Genomic DNA, 17,764 nt, shown 5'->3' on the forward strand with positions numbered 1-17,764 from the left:
GCTGAAAAAACCGCATTGCCCCAGTCTGGGAGAGGAAGATGCGGAACTCAAGACGCGGCGTTGTCGATCCCTTCATTGTGATGGATGTGATGCAGGCCGCCGCCCGCGCCGAAGCGGCAGGCCGCCATATCATCCATATGGAGGTGGGCCAGCCGGGCACGCCAGCCCCCGCCGATGCGCGCGCGGCGCTGGTGCAGGCAATGGGGCGGGATGCGCTGGGTTATACCGTCGCAACCGGGCTTCCGGAACTGAAGGAACGGATCGCAATCCATTACAGGGACTGGTATGATGTCGATCTTGATCCGGAACGGGTGATCGTCACCGCCGGATCGTCCGGGGCGTTCCTGCTGGCCTTTACGGCGCTGTTCGACACCGGTGACCGGGTCGGCATCGGCGCGCCGGGCTATCCGTCCTATCGGCATATCCTGACCGCGCTGGGGCTGGTGCCGGATCTGATCGAAACATCATCGGAAAACCGTTTGCAGCCGGTGCCGGGCGATCTGCCAGACGGGCTGGCCGGGCTATTGGTGGCATCGCCGGCCAATCCCACCGGCACGATGCTGGGGCGCGATGCGCTGGCGGCGCTGATCGGGGCCTGTCAGGCGCGCGGGGCGGCGTTCATTTCCGACGAAATCTATCACGGTATCGAATATGAACAGCGTGCCGTCAGCGCGCTGGAAATCAGCGACGATGTCTATGTCATCAATTCGTTTTCCAAGTATTTTTCCATGACTGGCTGGCGCGTGGGATGGATGGTGGTGCCGCAGGCCCATGTGCGGGTGATCGAAAGACTGGCCCAGAACATGTTCATCTGCGCCTCGCATGCGGCACAGGTTGCGGCGCTGGCGGCGATGGATTGCACTGCGGAATTGCAGGCCAATCTGGCGGTTTACCGGGAAAATCGCCGCCTGATGCTGGATGGCTTGCCGCGCGCGGGCTTTGACCGGATCGCGCCGCCCGACGGGGCCTTTTATATCTATGCCGATGTGTCGGACCTGACCGATGACAGCCGCGCCCTTGCGGCCGAGATTCTGGACAAGGCGGGTGTGGCGGTGACGCCGGGCCTTGATTTCGATCCGGCGCGGGGCGCGGGCATGTTGCGATTTTCCTATGCGCGGGCGACAGAGGATATCGTGGAAGGGCTGGCGCGGCTGGAACGTTTCATGGCCGCGCGCGGGCTGTGATACGGCCGCGCGGGGTGGTAGAAGAAGAAAATTCACGAATTTTCTTCGTGCGAAAAATCTTCTGGAAGATTTTTCGGTCGGGCAGGGACGGACAAATGCGGCAAATGGCAAGGATAATGGGGCTGTGCCTGCTGGTCGGGCTTTCGGCCATCGGGGCGCGGGCCCAGGAACTGTCGGCGCTGGCGCGGGTTGATGCGGCGGCGTCGTATCTGCGCGATGACGGGGCGGGAATCGTGCTGCGGCTGGATCTGAGCCAGCCCGTGCCTTATCGGCTGCGGCTTCTGGCCGACCCGCCGCGGCTGGTTGCCGATTTCCGGGAAATCGACTGGGCCGGGGTCGATGCGCCGGCGCTGGCCAGCGGTGACAGGGTTGTCGCGGTGCAGACCGGGCCGGTGCGGCCGGGCTGGTCGCGGATGGTGGTGCAGATGTCCGGGCCATTCGACATCCAGTCGGCGGTGATGCGGCGCGATGATGTGACGGGCCGGGCGGTGCTGAACCTGGCCCTTGCGCCGGTCAGCATGGCAGAGTTTGCAACCCGGGTATCGACGCCGGAATCGGTTTTGTGGGGGTTGCCCAAGGCCCAGGACCTGCCGCCGCCGCGCAAGCGCCAGGATGGCAGCCGCCCCTTGCGTGTGGTGCTGGACCCGGGCCATGGCGGCATTGATCCAGGCGCCGAACGCGATCAGGTGCGCGAGGCCGATCTGATGCTGACCTTCGCGCTGGAGCTGCAAGAGGTTCTGCTGCGCGCGGGGCACGAGGTGGCGCTGACCCGGTCGGATGACAGTTTCGTGCCGCTGGAAGCGCGAATCTCGATCGCGCGCGCCGCCCGTGCCGATGTGTTCATTTCACTACATGCCGATATCGTGCCCGAAGGCAATGCCAGCGGTGCCACGATCTATACCCTGTCGGACAGCGCATCGGACGAGGCATCGCAAAAACTGGCCGAGCGCCACGATCGCGCCGACCTGCTGGCGGGGGTTGATCTGAAAGACAAGGATGACGTGGTAGCCAATGTGCTGATGGAACTGGCCCGGCGCGAAACCGCACCGCGCGCCGATCAACTGGCCGATGCGCTGGTCGAAGGGTTGCGCGCCCGGATCGGGCGGCTGCACAAGCGGCCCCGCCTGACGGCCGGGTTTTCGGTTCTCAAGGCCCCCGATATTCCGTCCGTGCTGGTCGAACTTGGCTTTCTGTCATCGGCCCGTGATCTGGCCAACCTGACCGATCCCGACTGGCGCGCGCGTGCGGCACAAGGCATCGCGCAGGGGTTGCAGGCCTGGGCGATCAGCGACGCGGCGCAGGCCGGTCTTTTGCGGCAATAGGTCGAAGACGCGCCAGCCAGACCGAATGACCCCGGCAATCGGGGTCTTCGGGGGTGAAGGCGATCACCTCGAACCCGTTTGCGGCGAGAAGGTCGCGATATTCTTCGGGCGACAGGCTGGCGTGATAGACCGGTTCGCCTTCGATCTGGCCGGTTGCCTCGCCGGCGGTCTGGCCGGATGTGAACATCAGCACCGCGCGCGGCGCGGCATGGGCCGCAAAGACCGGAAACATCGCGCGCTGGTCATCCGGGGACAGGTGAAAAAAGCTGTTCCAGGCCAGGATCGCGTTGAACTTCTGGCCCAGATCCAGACCGCGCATATCGGCCTGAACTGCCGTTGCGCCGGGCAGGCTGCGGGCGAACAGCGTCACCATTTCCGCTGCGCCATCCACACCCGTGACATGGGCGCGGCGTTCGGTCAGATAGGCGGCGATGGGGCGACCGGTGCCGCATCCCAGATCCAGCACCTCGCGCCCCACGGCATGGGCCAGAAGCCGATCCAGCCAGGGACGTTCGAACAGGGTCTTGTCGCGGTTTCGATCGAAACCGGCGGCGATGCGGGCATAGGTGGTCAAGATGTCATCAGGGCGCATGCAACAGCCGCTATAGCGCGGCGCGCCCGCGCACAAGCCCCTCGCCATATCGTGATGGGCGCAATGGCATGTTTCGGCCCATTGGACGGGGCGTAAGTTTTGACCCGGTCCGCGGCCAGCCCTATAAGGGCGGGGTCAAGACAAAAGGAATGCGGGCTTGTTGAGGATATTTCTGTCTTTTTGGGGCGCGCTGTTCAGCTTTGTCACGATCGGCGTGGCGCTGGTCGCGCTGGTGATCGGCGCGGTGTTCTGGATGTATGCGCGCGATCTGCCCAATCATGCAGAACTGGCCAGCTATACCCCCAAGACCATCAGCCGAATCTATTCGGGTGAAGGCCGCCTGATCGACGAATTCGCCGAGGAACGGCGGCTTTACGCCCCGGCCGACGAAATTCCCGATCTGGTGAAGCAGGCATTCATCTCTGCCGAGGACAAGAATTTCTATCAGCATCGCGGTTATGATGCGCGGGGGATGCTGTCAGCGGCGTTCGACGTGATCAAAAGCCGCGGCCAGACATTGCGTGGCGGATCGACCATCACCCAGCAGGTGGCCAAGAATTTCCTGCTGTCGGGCGACCGCACCGGCGAGCGCAAGATCAAGGAACTGATTCTGTCCACCAGGATCGAGGATACGCTGTCCAAGGATCGCATTCTGGAACTGTATCTGAACGAGATTTTCCTGGGCCAGAATTCTTACGGTGTGGCCGCCGCCGCCCAGACCTATTTCAACAAGACGCTGGACGAGCTGAGCTCGCAAGAGGCCGCCTATCTGGCCGCGCTGCCCAAGGCGCCGTCGACCTATCACCCCGTGCGCGCAATGGAGCGCGCGTTGGAGCGGCGTAACTTCGTGCTGCGCGAGATGCATGAAAACGGATTTATCGACCTTGCCACCTATGAGAACGCCCGCAATGCGCCGCTGCAGACCGTGCAGAATGGCGATTTCCCGCCCTTTCGCGCCACGCTTCCACCGCGCAATTATTTCACGGATGAAATTCGCCGGCAGTTGAGCAAGGATTTCGGGCAGGACGAATTCTTTGGCGGCGGGCTGACCATCCGCGCGACCATTGCCCCGGATATGCAGGTTCAGGCCGCGCGTGCCCTGCGCGACGGGCTGGAAAGCTATGACCGGGGCGCCGGTGTCTGGCGCGGCACCGGGCAGGTTATTGCCCCTGATACGCTGACAGCCGAAGACGACTGGCGCACGGCATTGCGGGCCGTGGATGTATCGCGCGATATCGACGGCTGGTATCCGGCGGTGGTGTTGGAACTGTCCAAGGGACAGGCCCGTGTTGGCATCGAAGACATGCCCGACAGCGCCGAGGGCAACTGGATACCGGCATCCGACGTGACCTGGGCGCGCAAGCTGAATGCCGATGGCAAGCTGGGGCCGCGTGCCAAGGGGGCCGATGATCTGGTTGCCGTGGGCGATGTCGTGCATGTGCGCAAGATCACCAAGGACAGCGACGGGTCGTTCGTGCGCTGGTCGCTGCGGCAGGTGCCCAGGATCCAGGGCGCGTTCATGGCGATGGATGTGAACACCGGCCGGGTGATCGCCATGCAGGGCGGGTTTTCCTATCAGCAATCGGTGTTCAACCGCACCACGCAGGCCACGCGTCAGCCGGGCTCCAGCTTCAAGCCCTTTGTCTATGCCGCGGCGCTGGACAGCGGTTTCACCCCGGCCACGATCATCATCGACGCGCCGATCGAAATCGAATCCGGTGGCGAGATCTGGCGGCCACAGAATGCCTCGCAGAAATTCTATGGGCCGACACCGCTGCGCACCGGGATCGAACGGTCGCGCAACCTGATGACGGTGCGCCTGGCCCAAGAGGTGGGGATGGAAACCGTCGCCCGATATGCCGAACGCTTTGGCGTCTATGACCGGCTTGATCCCTATCTGGCCAATGCACTGGGCAGCCAGGAAACCACGCTGTTCCGCATGGTGGCGGCCTATGCGATGTTCGCCAATGGCGGCGAACGGGTTGAGCCCACGCTGGTGGACCGGGTGCAGGACCGCTGGGGCCGCACGATCTATCGCCATGATCCGCGCCGCTGCGCCGATTGTCAGGTGGCGTCGCTGGATGCCGGCGCCGCCCCGCGCATCGTGTCGGACCGTGAAAGGGTCATCAACGCGATCACCGCCTATCAGCTGACCTCTATGCTGCAAGGGGTGGTGCAGCGCGGAACGGCGGCGGGCGCCGTGAACCTGCCGGTGCCCACGGCCGGCAAGACGGGCACCACCAATGACGCCAAGGATGTCTGGTTCGTGGGGTTCACATCCAATATCGTTGCGGGCTGCTATATCGGGTTCGATCAGCCCGAACCGCTGGGGCGGGGCGCATCGGGGGGCGGGATGTGCGGCCCGGTCTTCAACCAGTTCATGCAGGCGGCAACCGAAAAATATGGCGGCGGGCCGTTCCGCGTGCCGCCGGGTGGGCATTTTATCAAGATCGACCGGTTTACCGGCGAACGCCTGGCCGACGGGGCCGCGGGCGAAAATGTGGTGGCCGAATATTTCCGCGATGGCGAAGACCCGCTGTTCGGCATGGCTGCGATGATCGACGGCGGCTTTGCGATGGGATCGAACCTGCCGCTATACGCCCCGGGCGAGGTGGATGACGGCGAAGAGGTGACGACCTCGACAGGTAAAAAGGCCACGGTGGGCCCAAAAGCCACCTTTGGCACTGTGTCGTCTGGTGGGCTGTATTAGGGGCGGGCAGACTTGCCCGACCCGGCCCGACCCTGTATCACCGCCATCTGACCGATCCAACCCAAAGGCCTGCCGCCCATGCGTGCCGATACGCAAAACACCATTGATGCCATCCGCAAATCGCTGGCCCTGCTGGCGCAGCGCCTGAATGTCGAAACCGCGCCTTACCGGCTGGAAGAATTCAACGCCCGCGTCGAAGACCCCGATCTGTGGAACGACCCCACCGCCGCGCAAAAGTTGATGCGCGACCGGCAGATGCTGGTCGATGCGATGGAAACCCATGACGGTATCGCCCAGGACCTGTCCGACAATATCGAACTGATCGAACTGGGCGAGATGGAAGGCGATGCAGCCGTGGTGGCCGAGGCCGAGGCCGCGCTGAAGGCGCTGGCCGACAGGGCCGCAAAGAAAGAACTGGAAGCCCTGCTGGATGGCGAGGCCGACGGCAATGACACCTTTCTGGAAATCAATGCGGGTGCGGGCGGCACCGAAAGCTGCGACTGGGCCAATATGCTGGCGCGCATGTATGTGCGCTGGGCCGAGAAAAAGGGTTACGATGTCGAACTGCAATCCGAAAGCGCGGGCGAAGAGGCGGGGATCAAATCCGCGACCTACAAGATTTCCGGCCCCAATGCCTATGGCTGGCTGAAATCCGAAAGCGGCGTGCATCGGCTGGTGCGTATCTCGCCCTTCGATTCCGCGGCAAAACGACACACCTCGTTCAGCTCGGTCTGGGTTTATCCCGTGGTCGATGACAATATCGAGATCGAGGTAAACCCCTCTGATATCCGCATAGATACCTATCGGTCGTCGGGTGCGGGCGGCCAGCATGTGAACACCACCGATTCCGCGGTGCGCATCACGCATATTCCAACCGGAATCGTGGTGACCAGTTCCGAGAAATCGCAGCACCAGAACCGCGATATTGCGATGAAGGCCCTGAAATCACGGCTGTATCAGATGGAGCTGGATCGCCGAAACGCTGCCATCAACGAGGCGCATGAGGCCAAGGGCGATGCCGGCTGGGGCAACCAGATCCGGTCCTATGTGCTGCAGCCCTATCAGATGGTCAAAGACCTGCGTACCGGCTACGAGACCTCTGACACAAAGGGCGTGCTGGATGGTGATCTGGACGGGTTCATGGCCGCGACGCTGGCGCTGAACGTGTCTGGCAAAAGCCGCGCCGAGGCGCAGGGTGCCGACTGATCTTGCCTGATTGCCCGTCAATCGGGTTAAACTCTCTCCAAAACGCCCAAAGGGCGGTCGAGGGAGGAAAGAATGACACATATTGCAGGGCCGTACCGGCCCGAAATCCGGCATGTGACGCTGGCGGATATCGGCCAGTCACTGGCGCAGGGATGGCGTGATTTTCTGGCAGCGCCGGGATACGGGCTGTTTTTCGGCGGGTTTTATGTTCTGATCGGGCTGGGGTTGTGGTGGTTTACCCGCGCCACCGGTCAGATCTATTGGTTGGGTATTGCGGTATTCGGCTTTCCGCTGCTGGGCCCGTTTGCCGCCGTGGGCCTTTATGAGATCAGCCGCCGGCGCGAGGCCGGGCAGCCGTTGCAGTGGCGCGAAATTCTGGGCGTGATCTGGCGCCAGAAAAACCGCCAGCTGCCCTCGCTATGCGCGATCATCGTGCTGATCCTGCTGTTCTGGACCTTTATCGGCCACATGATCTTTGCCCTGTTTCTGGGGTTGAGCACGATGACGAATATTTCGAGTTCCCATGAGGTGTTTCTGACGGCAAACGGGCTGATGATGCTGGGGGTGGGCACGCTGGTGGGCGGGGCGCTGGCGGCGCTGATCTTTGCCATTACCGTCACCGGCCTGCCGCTGCTGCTGGATCACGAGGTGGATTTCGTGACCGCCATGATCACCAGCTTTCGCAGCGTGACCGAGAATTTGGGCGCGATGATCCCCTGGGCGATGATCGTTGCGGCGCTGTTGTTCGTCGGTATGCTTCCCGGCTTTGCGGGGCTTCTGGTGGTTTTGCCGGTGCTGGGGCATGCCACCTGGCATCTATATCGCCGGGTGCTGGGATAGCCGGATGCGACGCGCTGCGCGCGTCAATTCATTCCTGGCCGCTGATGCGGCCCGGTGCCTTCGGCGAGAGTATTTGCGCCAAGGTGATGGGAAAAGATATGGATGACGCCGGGCGAGGGACAAAAAAAGATTCCATTGGTTTCGTCTTGTGATAGCAGCGGATTTATCAAGGGAGAGAGTATCATGAAAGCAGCCGTTATCCGTGAGTTCAACGGACCGATTACAATCGAAAATGTGCAGGTGGCCGAGCCTTCGGATAATGAGGTCAAGGTCAGGATCGCCGCCTGTGCCGTGTGCCACAGCGATCTTTGGTTCCACACCGGCGGGGCGCTTACCGCAAAGCCGCCGATGATTTTGGGGCATGAGGCGGCCGGGGTGGTCGAATCTGTCGGACCGGGTGTGACGAATGTGAAACCGGGCGATCACGTGGTGGTCACGCTGATCGCATCCTGCGGACATTGCCATACCTGTGTCGAGGGGCATCATGTGCATTGCGAGTCGGTCTTTCCGCTGGACCGTTCCAGCCCCTTCAAGGATGCGGCGGGCGAGCCTGTGCAGCAGGGCATTCGCACCGGTGCCTTCGCCGAGTATACCACTGTGAACGCAAGCCAGGTTTGCGCCATTCCCAAGGATATTTCCCTGGTGACAGCCAGCCTGATGGGCTGTGGTGTGATCACCGGGCTGGGGGCGGTCTGGAATTCGGCGCGGATGCCGGTCGGGGCCAATGTGGCCATCATCGGTTTGGGCGGCGTGGGTCTGAACGCGGTGCAGGGTGCGGCCATCGGCGGTGCCAAGACCATCATCGGTATCGATATCTCTGACGAAAAGGGCGAGATCAGCAAAAGCTTCGGTGCGACGCATGCGCTGAATGCCCGTGACAACGACCTTGCGCAGAAGGTCAAGGATCTTACCGAGGGGCGCGGGGTGGAATATGTCTTTGTCACCGTGGGGTCCAAGGTTGCCATCGAGCAGGCACAGGGCCTGATGGCCAAGCTGGGCAAGGCCTATATCATCGGTCTGGCCGATTCCAAGGACCGCGCGGAATACTCACCGGTGGGGATGGTGTCGATGGGCCAAACCATTGCCGGGTCGAAAATGGGTGAATTCCATATCGGTATCGATATTCCCAAGGTTGTGTCGCTGTACAAGCAGGGCCGGCTGAAGCTGGATGAGCTGGTTTCGAAAACCTACAAGCTGGAAGAGATCAACGAGGCGTTCAAATCGACCAAGACAGGGTCGATCCTGCGCAATGTGATCGTGTTCGACTGATCCGTTCCGGGGGTCTGACTGAATCGGTAAAGGGCCACGTCCAAGGACATGGCCCTTTTATTCTTGGCGTCATGCGTCACGCGGCGGGTTTGTGCAGCTCTTTCAGTTTGCGCTTCATGATCTTTCCGCTTTCCTCACGCGGGAGCTGATCGACGAATTCCCATTTCTTGGGGATCTTGTAGCCGGCGATCTTGTCGGACAGCCATTTCTGTAATTCCTCGGCCGTGACGGTGCTGCCCTTGGCGCGGGTTACATAGCCCATCAGCACCTCGCCGAAATCGGGGTCGGGAATGCCGATCACCGCGCAATCCGCGATACCGGGATTCTGCACCAGCGCGGATTCGATTTCTGCGGGATAGACATTGGTGCCCCCGAAAATCACCATGTCCGATTTGCGGTCGCACAGATACAAAAAGCCATCCGCGTCGAAATAGCCGACATCGCCGATGCTGACATAACCGCCGCGATCGGCCGAGGCGCGTTTTTCGGGGCTGTTGAGATAGGTGAAATTGGGAAAGGCATCGTTCTTGACGTAGATCTCGCCGGGTTCGCCCTGTTTCACCTCGTTGCCATCGTCATCATACAGTTTGATGTCGCAATCCTTGACGGTGCGCCCCACGGTGCCGGGATGCGACAGCCAGTCCTGCGGGTTGCAATGCAGAGCCATGCCGACCTCGGTGCCGCCATAGGTTTCGTGAATGATCGGACCCCACCAATCCATCATCGCCTTCTTGACCTCGGGCGGGCAGGCGGCGCCGGTATGGCTGATCCATTTCAGCGAGGACATATCGTATTTATCGCGCACGTCCTGCGGCAGCTTCAGCAGGCGCACAAAGACCGCGGGCACGGTGGTCATGTTGTTGATGCGATGCTTTTCGATCATTTGCAGCATTTCTTCGGCATCGAATTTCGACAGCAGCAGCGTGAAATCCGAGCCCATCATGGCGAAGCGGCCAAAGGAATTGGGGCTGGCGTGATAAAGCGGCGTCGAGATCATCGTGCGGATATGTTCATCCACGCCGTAGACGGATTTGAATTGTTCGGTATAGCGGCGCAGGGCGTCAGGGGCCATCGGGACGCGCTTCACGCCCTTGGGCTTGCCGGTGGTGCCCGATGTATAGATCATCGAGCCCGGCACAGGCAGTGATGGGCCATCCCAGGGCTGAAACGTCTTGACCCAGCCATACCAATCCTGCGCCCCGGCTGGATTGGCAGCGTTTTCGGGCGAAACCTTGTATATCCCGGCGATGGTCGGCGGGGTGGACACCGACAGAAGGACCATGTCATCGGGAACGTATTGGCGGATAGAGTGCAGTAGATCGGCATGACCGACCAGAACGCGTGCGCCGCAGTCTTTCAGCACATAGTCCACTTCGGCAGGGGCCAGGTGCCAGTTCACCGGCACTGCATAGGCGCCGCAGATATTGGCCCCGATCATGGCCTGCAGGAAGGGCAGGTCGTTGCGCATCAAGATTGCGACGACATCGCCTTCGACGATACCCAGCGAACGAAAGCCGCTGGCCGCGCGCGACGCGAAGTCATGCATTTCACGGGCACTGAGCGTTTCATCCGGGGTATGAAAGCCGGTTGCGAGGTGTTCTGTTGGCATGGTCTCTTCCCTGTGATTCCGCGCCACACTAGGCAAAAGTGCCAAAAATTAAAACACCGATTTTATCGGTCCTTGCCACTGTCAAGGCCGGGCCACAGCCCTGCCTTGACGGGTCTGCAAAAGGCTGCGCCGAACAGTGGCGCAGCGTCATGCTTCTATTCGGCGGCTGCGGCCGTTGCGGCACGTGGACCGCCGCGCAACAACACGCCTTTCAGCGCGCCGGTGCTTTCGCCATTGCGATAGCTGATCGCCCCGGACTTTATCGTCGCGGTATAGCCTTCGGCATCCTGCAAAAAGCGTTTGGCGCCCGAGGGAAGATCAGCCCGCAGATAGGGGCGTTTAAGCGCCAGCCTGTCAAAGTCGATCACGTTCACATCGGCCTTCTTGCCCAGCCCGATCACGCCGCGATCATACAGGCCCATCGTATGGGCGGTGTCGCTGGTCTGGCGGCGTATCAGTTCGGCCAGGGGCAGTTTTCCGGTCGCGCGGTCACGGCCCCAATGGGTCAGCAGGAATGTCGGGAACCCGCCATCCGAGATGAAGCCGACATGCGCCCCGCCATCCGACAGCCCGACGATGGCATTCTTGTTGGCCAGCAATGCTTCGGAAAAGGACAGATCGTAAGAGGCATAGTTCACGATCGCGACATAGATGAAGTTGCGGCCTTCATCCGACAGCAGGATGTCATAGGCAACTTCGGGCGCGCTGCGGCCTTCGCGCGCGGCGATGGCGGTAATGCAGTTTTCCTGTTTGGGTTCATAATCGACCGGATCGCCCAGCGGGAACATCCAGTCGTATCCCAATAGATGCATCAACGGGAAAGTGCTTTCCTTTACAGGGTCTTCCGACAGGATCTTCGCGCGGATTTCGGGGTCGCGCATGGCCTTGACCCGCTCGGTCAGCGGAAGGTGGGAAATTGATTTATAGGTCGGGCAGCCCGAAAACGGGTTTTGCGTGGACGACAGGCCCATCATCACGCCGATGGCGCGGGGCGGAAAGACCGGGCGCATGTTCAGACCATCGGAAACAGCGCGGTCGCAGGCCTCGACCACGATCTTCCATTTATCGGGTTCGGCATTGCGTTGGTTCATTGAGAACACCATCGGCAGGCCGGAATTTTCCACGACGCGACGCATCATGGCGAATTCATTGGCGTGGCCCAGTTCCCAGTCCGAGACCAGTTCGATCAGCCCGCCGCCGCCTTCGCGGATGCCAAGGGCAATCTGGGTCAGTTCCTTTTCCTGCGCCCGCAAGGTGGGCATGTATTCGCCGGCAAGGGTCTTGTGGCTGACGGTGCGCGAGGTCGAAAAGCCAAATGCACCGGCGCGTGCGGCATCACGTGCAAGTGCGCGCATTTCCGCGATCTCGGCATCTGTGGCCACGTCCAGATGGCTGGCCCGTGCGCCCATCGCATGAACGCGAAGCGGTGCGTGGGGCACCAGCGCGGCAATGTCCAGATCATGGGGCTGTTGTTCAATGCGGTCCAGATATTCGGCGAAGGTCTGCCATTTCCAATCCAGACCTTCATTCATGACTGGCGCGGGGATATCCTCGACGCCTTCCATCAATTCGACCAGCCGGTCACGATCACCCGGTTTGCAGGGGGCAAAGCCGACGCCGCAATTGCCCATCAATACCGTGGTCACACCATGAACCGAAGAGGGCGCAAGATGGCTGTCCCAGACGGCCTGCCCATCGTAATGGGTGTGGATATCCACAAAGCCCGGCGTGACGATCTGGCCATAGGCGTCGATTTCTTCTTTGCCGCTGTCACTGATCTTGCCGATGGCGGTAATGATCCCGTCGGTGATGCCGATATCGGCCTCGAATTCGGGGCTTCCGGTGCCGTCGAAGACGGTTCCGCCTCTGATGACGATATCCATGATGTCCTCCTCCTGGGTGTCGGGCAGGTTACGCAACGTATCGCGGCGAGTCCTGTGTCTGGTTGATTACATTATCAGTGCACGCAGATGATATGTCAACCTTACTTTTATTTTGGCGTGCCAGTCAGGTACCGGCGCGGTCGTTCATGATCGCCCGTTCGACCAGCACCATACGGTCATTGCCGAAATACATGTCGGTATCGTTCACGAATATGGTCGGGGAGCCAAAAGCGCCGCGCTCGATCAACTCGTCTGTATTCGCGCGCAGGGCGTCCTTGACCGGTTGCTCGGCAATTGCGCGTAAAAAGGCGTTTGGTTCGATCCCCAGACCGGTGCAAATATCCGCAAGCACGGCGTCTTGCGCCAGATCAAGACCGTCGCGCCACAAAGCCTGGAACATGGCCGTGTTATAGGCCGCCAGATCACCGCCCTGCTGCTGGACATGGATAGCGCCGCGCATGCATTTCACGGCATTCACCGGATGCCCCGCCTTTGGGGGAAAATTGATGGTCAATCCCTGATAGCGCGCCCAGTCACCCAGATCCTTGTACAGCGCATAGGTCATCTTGCGTGACGGTGTATCCGTGTCGCGGCGTTTATAGACATCCTGATTGACCGCGTTGAAGACCCCGCCCACCAGATGCGGCCGCCAGATGATCGGCACATCAAGACGCGCGGACATGTCCAGGATGCTGTCATAGGCCAGATAGGTCCAGGGGCTGGTCAGATCATAGAAAAATTCGACTTTGGTCATGGTGTTCGTTTCCTTCAGTTTCCGGCTTGCGGGCTTATGCCGAAAAAGCGGCGGCGGTCTTCCTCGGATGCGAAACCGTCGCCCTTGAGAGGATCAAGCTTGCCTGCCGCCAGACCTTTTTGCAGGGCAGGGCGGGCCCGCAGATCGGCATACCAGCGTTTCACATGCGGATAATCGTCCAGCGTGAAACCCTGGGCCTTGTGGGTCATCACCCAGGGGAAACAGGCCATGTCGGCGATACTGTAATCAGACCCGGCGACATGGGCGCCTGTTTTCTTCAGTTGCCGGTCCAGCACGCCATACAGCCGGGCGGCCTCGTTGCGATAGCGGTCGATCGCATAGGGGATATTTTCGGTGGCATACAGATGAAAATGCCCGTGCTGGCCCAACATGGGCCCCAGGCCGGCCATCTGCCACATCAGCCACTGGATTACAGTGTTGCGCCCGCGCGCATCGGCGGGCAGGAAACGACCGTATTTTTCGGCCAGATAGATCAGGATCGCGCCGCTTTCGAATATCGCGAAATCGGGGCCGCCATCGGCCGGCGCGGTATCCACTATCGCCGGCATACGGTTGTTCGGTGCAATTTTCAGAAAATCGGGTTTGAACTGGTCGCCCTGTTTGAGCGACATGGGATGCAGCCGATAGGGAATACCGGCTTCTTCCAGGAAGATGGATATTTTCCAGCCGTTTGGCGTGGGCGCATAATAGAGTTCAATCATTGACGGATCCTTTGAGACATGCGCCGATCGCAGTTGCGCGTCATGCACTCAGGCAATGTCGCGCACCGTGATGGCTTTCAGATCGACACCGGCATCGGCGATTTGCAGCGGGTCGGGCGTCTTTCCCGTTTCTATCCATCGCTTGCCCATCATATATGCGCCGGGATCGTTTGCCGCATCGACAGCGATCAATTCTTCGGCACGGAAATACCAGAACGACACCGCGCCCTGCCGGCTGGCGGGCCGGGTGACAACCATGTCATAGCCGGTGTTCAGCCCGGCGATCTGCAGTTTGACATCATACTGATCCGACCAGAACCAGGGCCTGGCGATATAGGGATCGGTGCGGCCCAGGATGGCCTCGGCCACGACCTTGGCCTGGTCGATGGCATTGGGCACGCTTTCCAGTCGCAGACGGCCGTCGCGCCAGGGAAAGGACGTGCAATCGCCCGCTGCAAAGATATTGGGGTCGGACGTGCGGCCCAAGGCATCTGTCCAGATGCCGTTATCCAGTTTCAGACCGGCGGATTCGGCCAGGGTGGTATCGGGCAGAATGCCGATGCCGGCGACCACGATATCGACATCCACCCTGTTGCCATCGGACAGTTCCGCACCGCTGACCCGGCCATCGGTGCCGATCAGTCGCACCAGCCCGGTATTTTCACGCAGATCGACGCCATGGCCCAGATGCAGGCTGCGGAAGAAATCGGATGTCTGTTCACAGGCCACGCGCTGCAGGATGCGGGGGGCGGCCTCGATCAAGGTGGTTTTCAGGCCGCGTGTCACGGCGACGGCAGCGGTTTCCAGACCGATATAGCCCCCCCCGATGATCAGCAGCCGCGCATCTTCGGTAAATTCGGTCTTCAGCGCGTCGATATCGGCCAGCGTGCGGATATAGTGAATGCCCCCCAGATCGCCCCCCATCGCATCCGGCAACAGGCGCGGGCGCGACCCGGTGGCCAGCACAAGCGTGTCATAGCCCATTTTCTGCGTGCCCATGGAAATTTCCCGGGCCTGCGGGTCGATCGAGGTCACGCTGGTAGACAGGATCAGGTCGATCTTTTGATCGTCATAGAAATTTGCGGGGCGCAGCAGCAACCCGTCCAGATCAATTTCACCCGTCATGTATTTCTTTGACAGCGGCGGGCGCTGATAGGGCGCGGTCGCCTCGTCGCCGATGAGGGTGATCGGGCCGTCGAATTTCTTCGCCCGCAAATGCGCGGCAACGGACAGCCCTGCCTGCCCGGCCCCGATGATGACAATCCGGTCCATGTCGCCTGCTCCTCCCTGATACAGCCTCAAATACCTTAGCCCTGGCGCTATCCTGTTCCAAGTGGTCGATTGCCTGTGGCGCGCGGCGCCGGGTTTATACGGGCTTCGCCTGTGGGCGATGATGCGCTATGGATGCCCAGGTTACAGGAAAGGGATCAATCCGATGCAGGATGATGCGGCAAACCGCCCGGATGGCACACCGGAAGTTTTGGCAGTGGATCTGGACGGAACCCTGATCCGGACGGATATGCTGTATGAATCGTTCTGGGCGGCCTTTGTGGCGAACTGGCGCACGCCACTGGCGGCGCTGGGGGCGGTGCGGGGCGGACCGGCGGCGCTGAAACAGCGCCTTGCCGACATGGCACAGGTCGATCCGGCACGGCTGCCCTATAACGAACAGGTGCTGGCCTATATCCGCGACTGGAAAGCGCGGGGCGGGCAGGTGGTTCTGGTGACCGCCTCGAACCAGGCGCTGGCCCAGGCGATTGCCGATCATCTGGGGATCTTCGATCGGGCCTTCGGGTCGGGGCCGCGCCACAATCTGAAAGGGCGGCGCAAGGCCGCCTTTCTGCAGGAAACATTCGGGCCGGGCGGCTATGCCTATATGGGCGATGCGCCGGCCGATCTGGCGGTCTGGGCCGGGGCGGGGCGGGTGATCACCGTGAACGCCGCATCGGGGCTGCGGGCCAGGGCCGCGGCGCTGGGTCATCCGACCGATCATATCGGCAGAACGGGCCGGTCGTTGGCGGCCTATGGGGCGGCGCTGTATCCCTTGCGGTGGATTTTGAATCTGGTGATGATCTTTCCGCTGGTCCTGATCTGGGCGCAGCAGGGGGGGCTGACGCCAGCGGCGCTGAAAGGATGGGCGCTGGGATTGGTGGCGTTCAGCGTGATGACCTCGGGCGCCTATGTGATGAACGATCTGCTGGATCTGGCCAGCGACCGGGGGCACCCGTTCCGACGTTTGCGGCCCTTCGCGGCAGGCCGTGTGTCGCTGGCGCATGGCACGATCATGGCGGCGGTGCTGCCGGTGCTGGCGGGGCTGATCGGGCTGGTTCTGGGATGGGGCTTTGTCGGCGTGCTGGCCGTGGTGTGGCTGGTGGCTTTGGCCTATTCGCAGGGGCTGAAATGGCGGGCCGGGTTTGATGTGGGGCTGGTGGCGCTGATGGGGGCGGCGCAGATCCCCGCCGGGGCCCTGGCGGCAGGCGATACAGTTCCCTGGGGCATGGCCGAATGGGTGTTCCTGGGGCTGGTTCTGGTGCTGGTCCTGCGCGGACGTTATGCCCGGCGCCCGGGGGTGGGCCAGCGCGCCGCGCGATAGCTGTCGGCAAAGCCCCGGAACCAGATCACGATCAGCGCAACGATCAGCAGCATCGGCAGGCTTTTAAGCGCGCCGATGGCGATCAACTCGGCACGGCTGTCCAGCCCGAACATCTTGTCATACAGGCGCTGCACAAGGAAATGCTGGAACAGCGAGGTGGCCACGGCCAGCAGGGCCACGATACGCGCCGGGCGCGGAAAATGTGCCGCGAAGGCCAGCACGAAGGCCAGCGGCACGAACAGGAAACTGATGTAATGTGCCCAGGCGACCGGCGTCATGACCATCGCGATCACCATCACCAGCATGAGCGCGAAATGGCGCGGCGCGGCACGGTCCACATCGCTGCGCCGCAGTTGCACATAGCGCCAGATAAGCGCCGCGATCACCGCCAGACGCAGCAGGCTGGTCAGGGTTTTCAGGGGGCCGGGCATCGCGGTCAGGGTCTGATAGTCTGACAGGCCCAGCCAGATCGGCTCCACCCAGGTGAACATGTTGCTGTTGTAAAAGGGTTCGGTGATGGCCCCGCTTTCCGCCAGAATATTGCGCGCCAGTTGCAGGTGCAGGTCCAGTCCGAACCATGCCAGCGATACCGCAGCCACCACCGCGCCGATACCCAGCAACCACAGCCGCAACCGGGGTTCGGCAATCACCAGCAGAAAGATCATGCCAGGGGCCAGAACGGGTTTGACCGCGACCGCGGCGATCACGCAGGCGGCAGGGACCACCGCCCGCCCGCGGCCATGGAGAATCATTGCGATCACCAGCAGCAGCAGGACCAGGGGCGTTGTCTGTCCACCCACCCGGTAAATCGTCCAGAAGGGCTGAAACACCAATGCCGAGATCGCGAAGACGGCAAAGAACCGGCTGCCCTGCGCGCCCGATATCTGGCGCAGATGCCGATACAGCAGCACCAGCGCCGCCCACAGGCAGGCGGTGGCCGCGATCTTGAACATCACCAGCGCCATCTTGGGCGGCAGCATCGCCATGGGGGCATAGAGCAGGCTGGTCAGGGGGGCGCTGACAAAGCTCATGCTGCTCAGCGGGTCATGGCCGGCGATCTGGGCATGGATGTCGAACAGG

At 61.7% G+C, this 17,764-nt stretch carries 14 protein-coding genes and 1 pseudogene; 7 read left to right on the forward strand and 8 right to left on the reverse strand.

Annotated features, from left to right (window positions below; genetic code table 11):
* Window positions 1-38: 38 nt before the first annotated feature.
* Window positions 39-1,184, forward strand: a complete 1,146-nt coding sequence (locus tag ACTCHC_RS07825) for a pyridoxal phosphate-dependent aminotransferase (protein ID WP_463021922.1) — start codon at window positions 39-41, stop codon at window positions 1,182-1,184.
* A gap of 104 nt (window positions 1,185-1,288) precedes the next feature.
* Window positions 1,289-2,506, forward strand: coding sequence for an N-acetylmuramoyl-L-alanine amidase (locus ACTCHC_RS07830; protein WP_463021923.1), 1,218 nt, complete (start codon window positions 1,289-1,291; stop codon window positions 2,504-2,506).
* Here ACTCHC_RS07830 and ACTCHC_RS07835 read toward each other — a convergent pair.
* Entirely contained in the window at window positions 2,469-3,098 is a 630-nt protein-coding gene (locus ACTCHC_RS07835) for a class I SAM-dependent methyltransferase (RefSeq protein WP_463021924.1), read from the reverse strand. The genes ACTCHC_RS07830 and ACTCHC_RS07835 overlap by 38 nt on opposite strands.
* A 157-nt stretch (window positions 3,099-3,255) precedes the next feature.
* Between ACTCHC_RS07835 and ACTCHC_RS07840 the strand changes: the two genes are divergently transcribed.
* The 4 genes from ACTCHC_RS07840 (at window position 3,256) to ACTCHC_RS07855 (ending at window position 9,123) form a co-directional block, all read left to right on the forward strand.
* Window positions 3,256-5,808, forward strand: coding sequence for a penicillin-binding protein 1A (locus ACTCHC_RS07840; RefSeq protein ID WP_463021925.1), 2,553 nt, complete (start codon window positions 3,256-3,258; stop codon window positions 5,806-5,808).
* 78 nt (window positions 5,809-5,886) lie between these two features.
* Window positions 5,887-7,014 carry a peptide chain release factor 2 gene (gene prfB, locus ACTCHC_RS07845; protein WP_463021926.1) on the forward strand — a complete coding sequence of 376 codons (1,128 nt, stop codon included), beginning with the start codon at window positions 5,887-5,889 and terminating at the stop codon, window positions 7,012-7,014.
* A gap of 72 nt (window positions 7,015-7,086) precedes the next feature.
* Complete coding sequence (locus ACTCHC_RS07850) at window positions 7,087-7,854, forward strand: DUF2189 domain-containing protein (protein WP_463021927.1); 768 nt, start codon at window positions 7,087-7,089, stop codon at window positions 7,852-7,854.
* 183 nt (window positions 7,855-8,037) lie between these two features.
* Window positions 8,038-9,123, forward strand: a complete 1,086-nt coding sequence (locus tag ACTCHC_RS07855) for a Zn-dependent alcohol dehydrogenase (protein WP_463021928.1) — start codon at window positions 8,038-8,040, stop codon at window positions 9,121-9,123.
* Window positions 9,124-9,199: 76 nt separating this feature from the next.
* Here the strand turns inward: ACTCHC_RS07855 and ACTCHC_RS07860 are convergent, their stop codons facing one another.
* From ACTCHC_RS07860 to ACTCHC_RS07885, 6 genes and pseudogenes are all read right to left on the reverse strand, one after another.
* Entirely contained in the window at window positions 9,200-10,732 is a 1,533-nt protein-coding gene (locus tag ACTCHC_RS07860; RefSeq protein ID WP_463021929.1) for an AMP-binding protein, read from the reverse strand.
* A 155-nt stretch (window positions 10,733-10,887) separates the two neighbouring features.
* Entirely contained in the window at window positions 10,888-12,543 is a 1,656-nt protein-coding gene (locus ACTCHC_RS07865; RefSeq protein ID WP_463021936.1) for an N-acyl-D-amino-acid deacylase family protein, read from the reverse strand.
* Window positions 12,520-12,654 (reverse strand): annotated as a pseudogene (locus ACTCHC_RS07870) (hypothetical protein); the annotation flags it as partial. The gene ACTCHC_RS07865 and the pseudogene ACTCHC_RS07870, both read right to left, overlap by 24 nt.
* Before the next feature lie 85 nt (window positions 12,655-12,739).
* The gene (locus ACTCHC_RS07875) at window positions 12,740-13,369 is read right to left on the reverse strand and encodes a DsbA family protein (protein WP_463021930.1); all 630 of its coding nucleotides are present in this window, start codon (window positions 13,367-13,369) and stop codon (window positions 12,740-12,742) included.
* Window positions 13,370-13,383: 14 nt separating this feature from the next.
* Complete coding sequence (locus ACTCHC_RS07880) at window positions 13,384-14,091, reverse strand: glutathione S-transferase N-terminal domain-containing protein (RefSeq protein WP_463021931.1); 708 nt, start codon at window positions 14,089-14,091, stop codon at window positions 13,384-13,386.
* A gap of 48 nt (window positions 14,092-14,139) precedes the next feature.
* On the reverse strand, window positions 14,140-15,363 hold the full coding sequence (locus ACTCHC_RS07885) for an NAD(P)/FAD-dependent oxidoreductase (protein ID WP_463021932.1): 1,224 nt from the start codon (window positions 15,361-15,363) through the stop codon (window positions 14,140-14,142).
* A gap of 163 nt (window positions 15,364-15,526) precedes the next feature.
* Here ACTCHC_RS07885 and ACTCHC_RS07890 point away from each other — a divergent pair, with 163 nt between their 5' ends.
* On the forward strand, window positions 15,527-16,684 hold the full coding sequence (locus tag ACTCHC_RS07890; RefSeq protein WP_463021933.1) for a haloacid dehalogenase-like hydrolase: 1,158 nt from the start codon (window positions 15,527-15,529) through the stop codon (window positions 16,682-16,684).
* Here ACTCHC_RS07890 and ACTCHC_RS07895 read toward each other — a convergent pair.
* A partial coding sequence (locus ACTCHC_RS07895; RefSeq protein ID WP_463021934.1) for a glycosyltransferase 87 family protein occupies window positions 16,642-17,764 on the reverse strand: 1,123 nt, incomplete at its 5' end. The two genes, ACTCHC_RS07890 and ACTCHC_RS07895, sit on opposite strands and share 43 nt — an antisense overlap.

The organism is Actibacterium sp., from assembly GCF_055134745.1.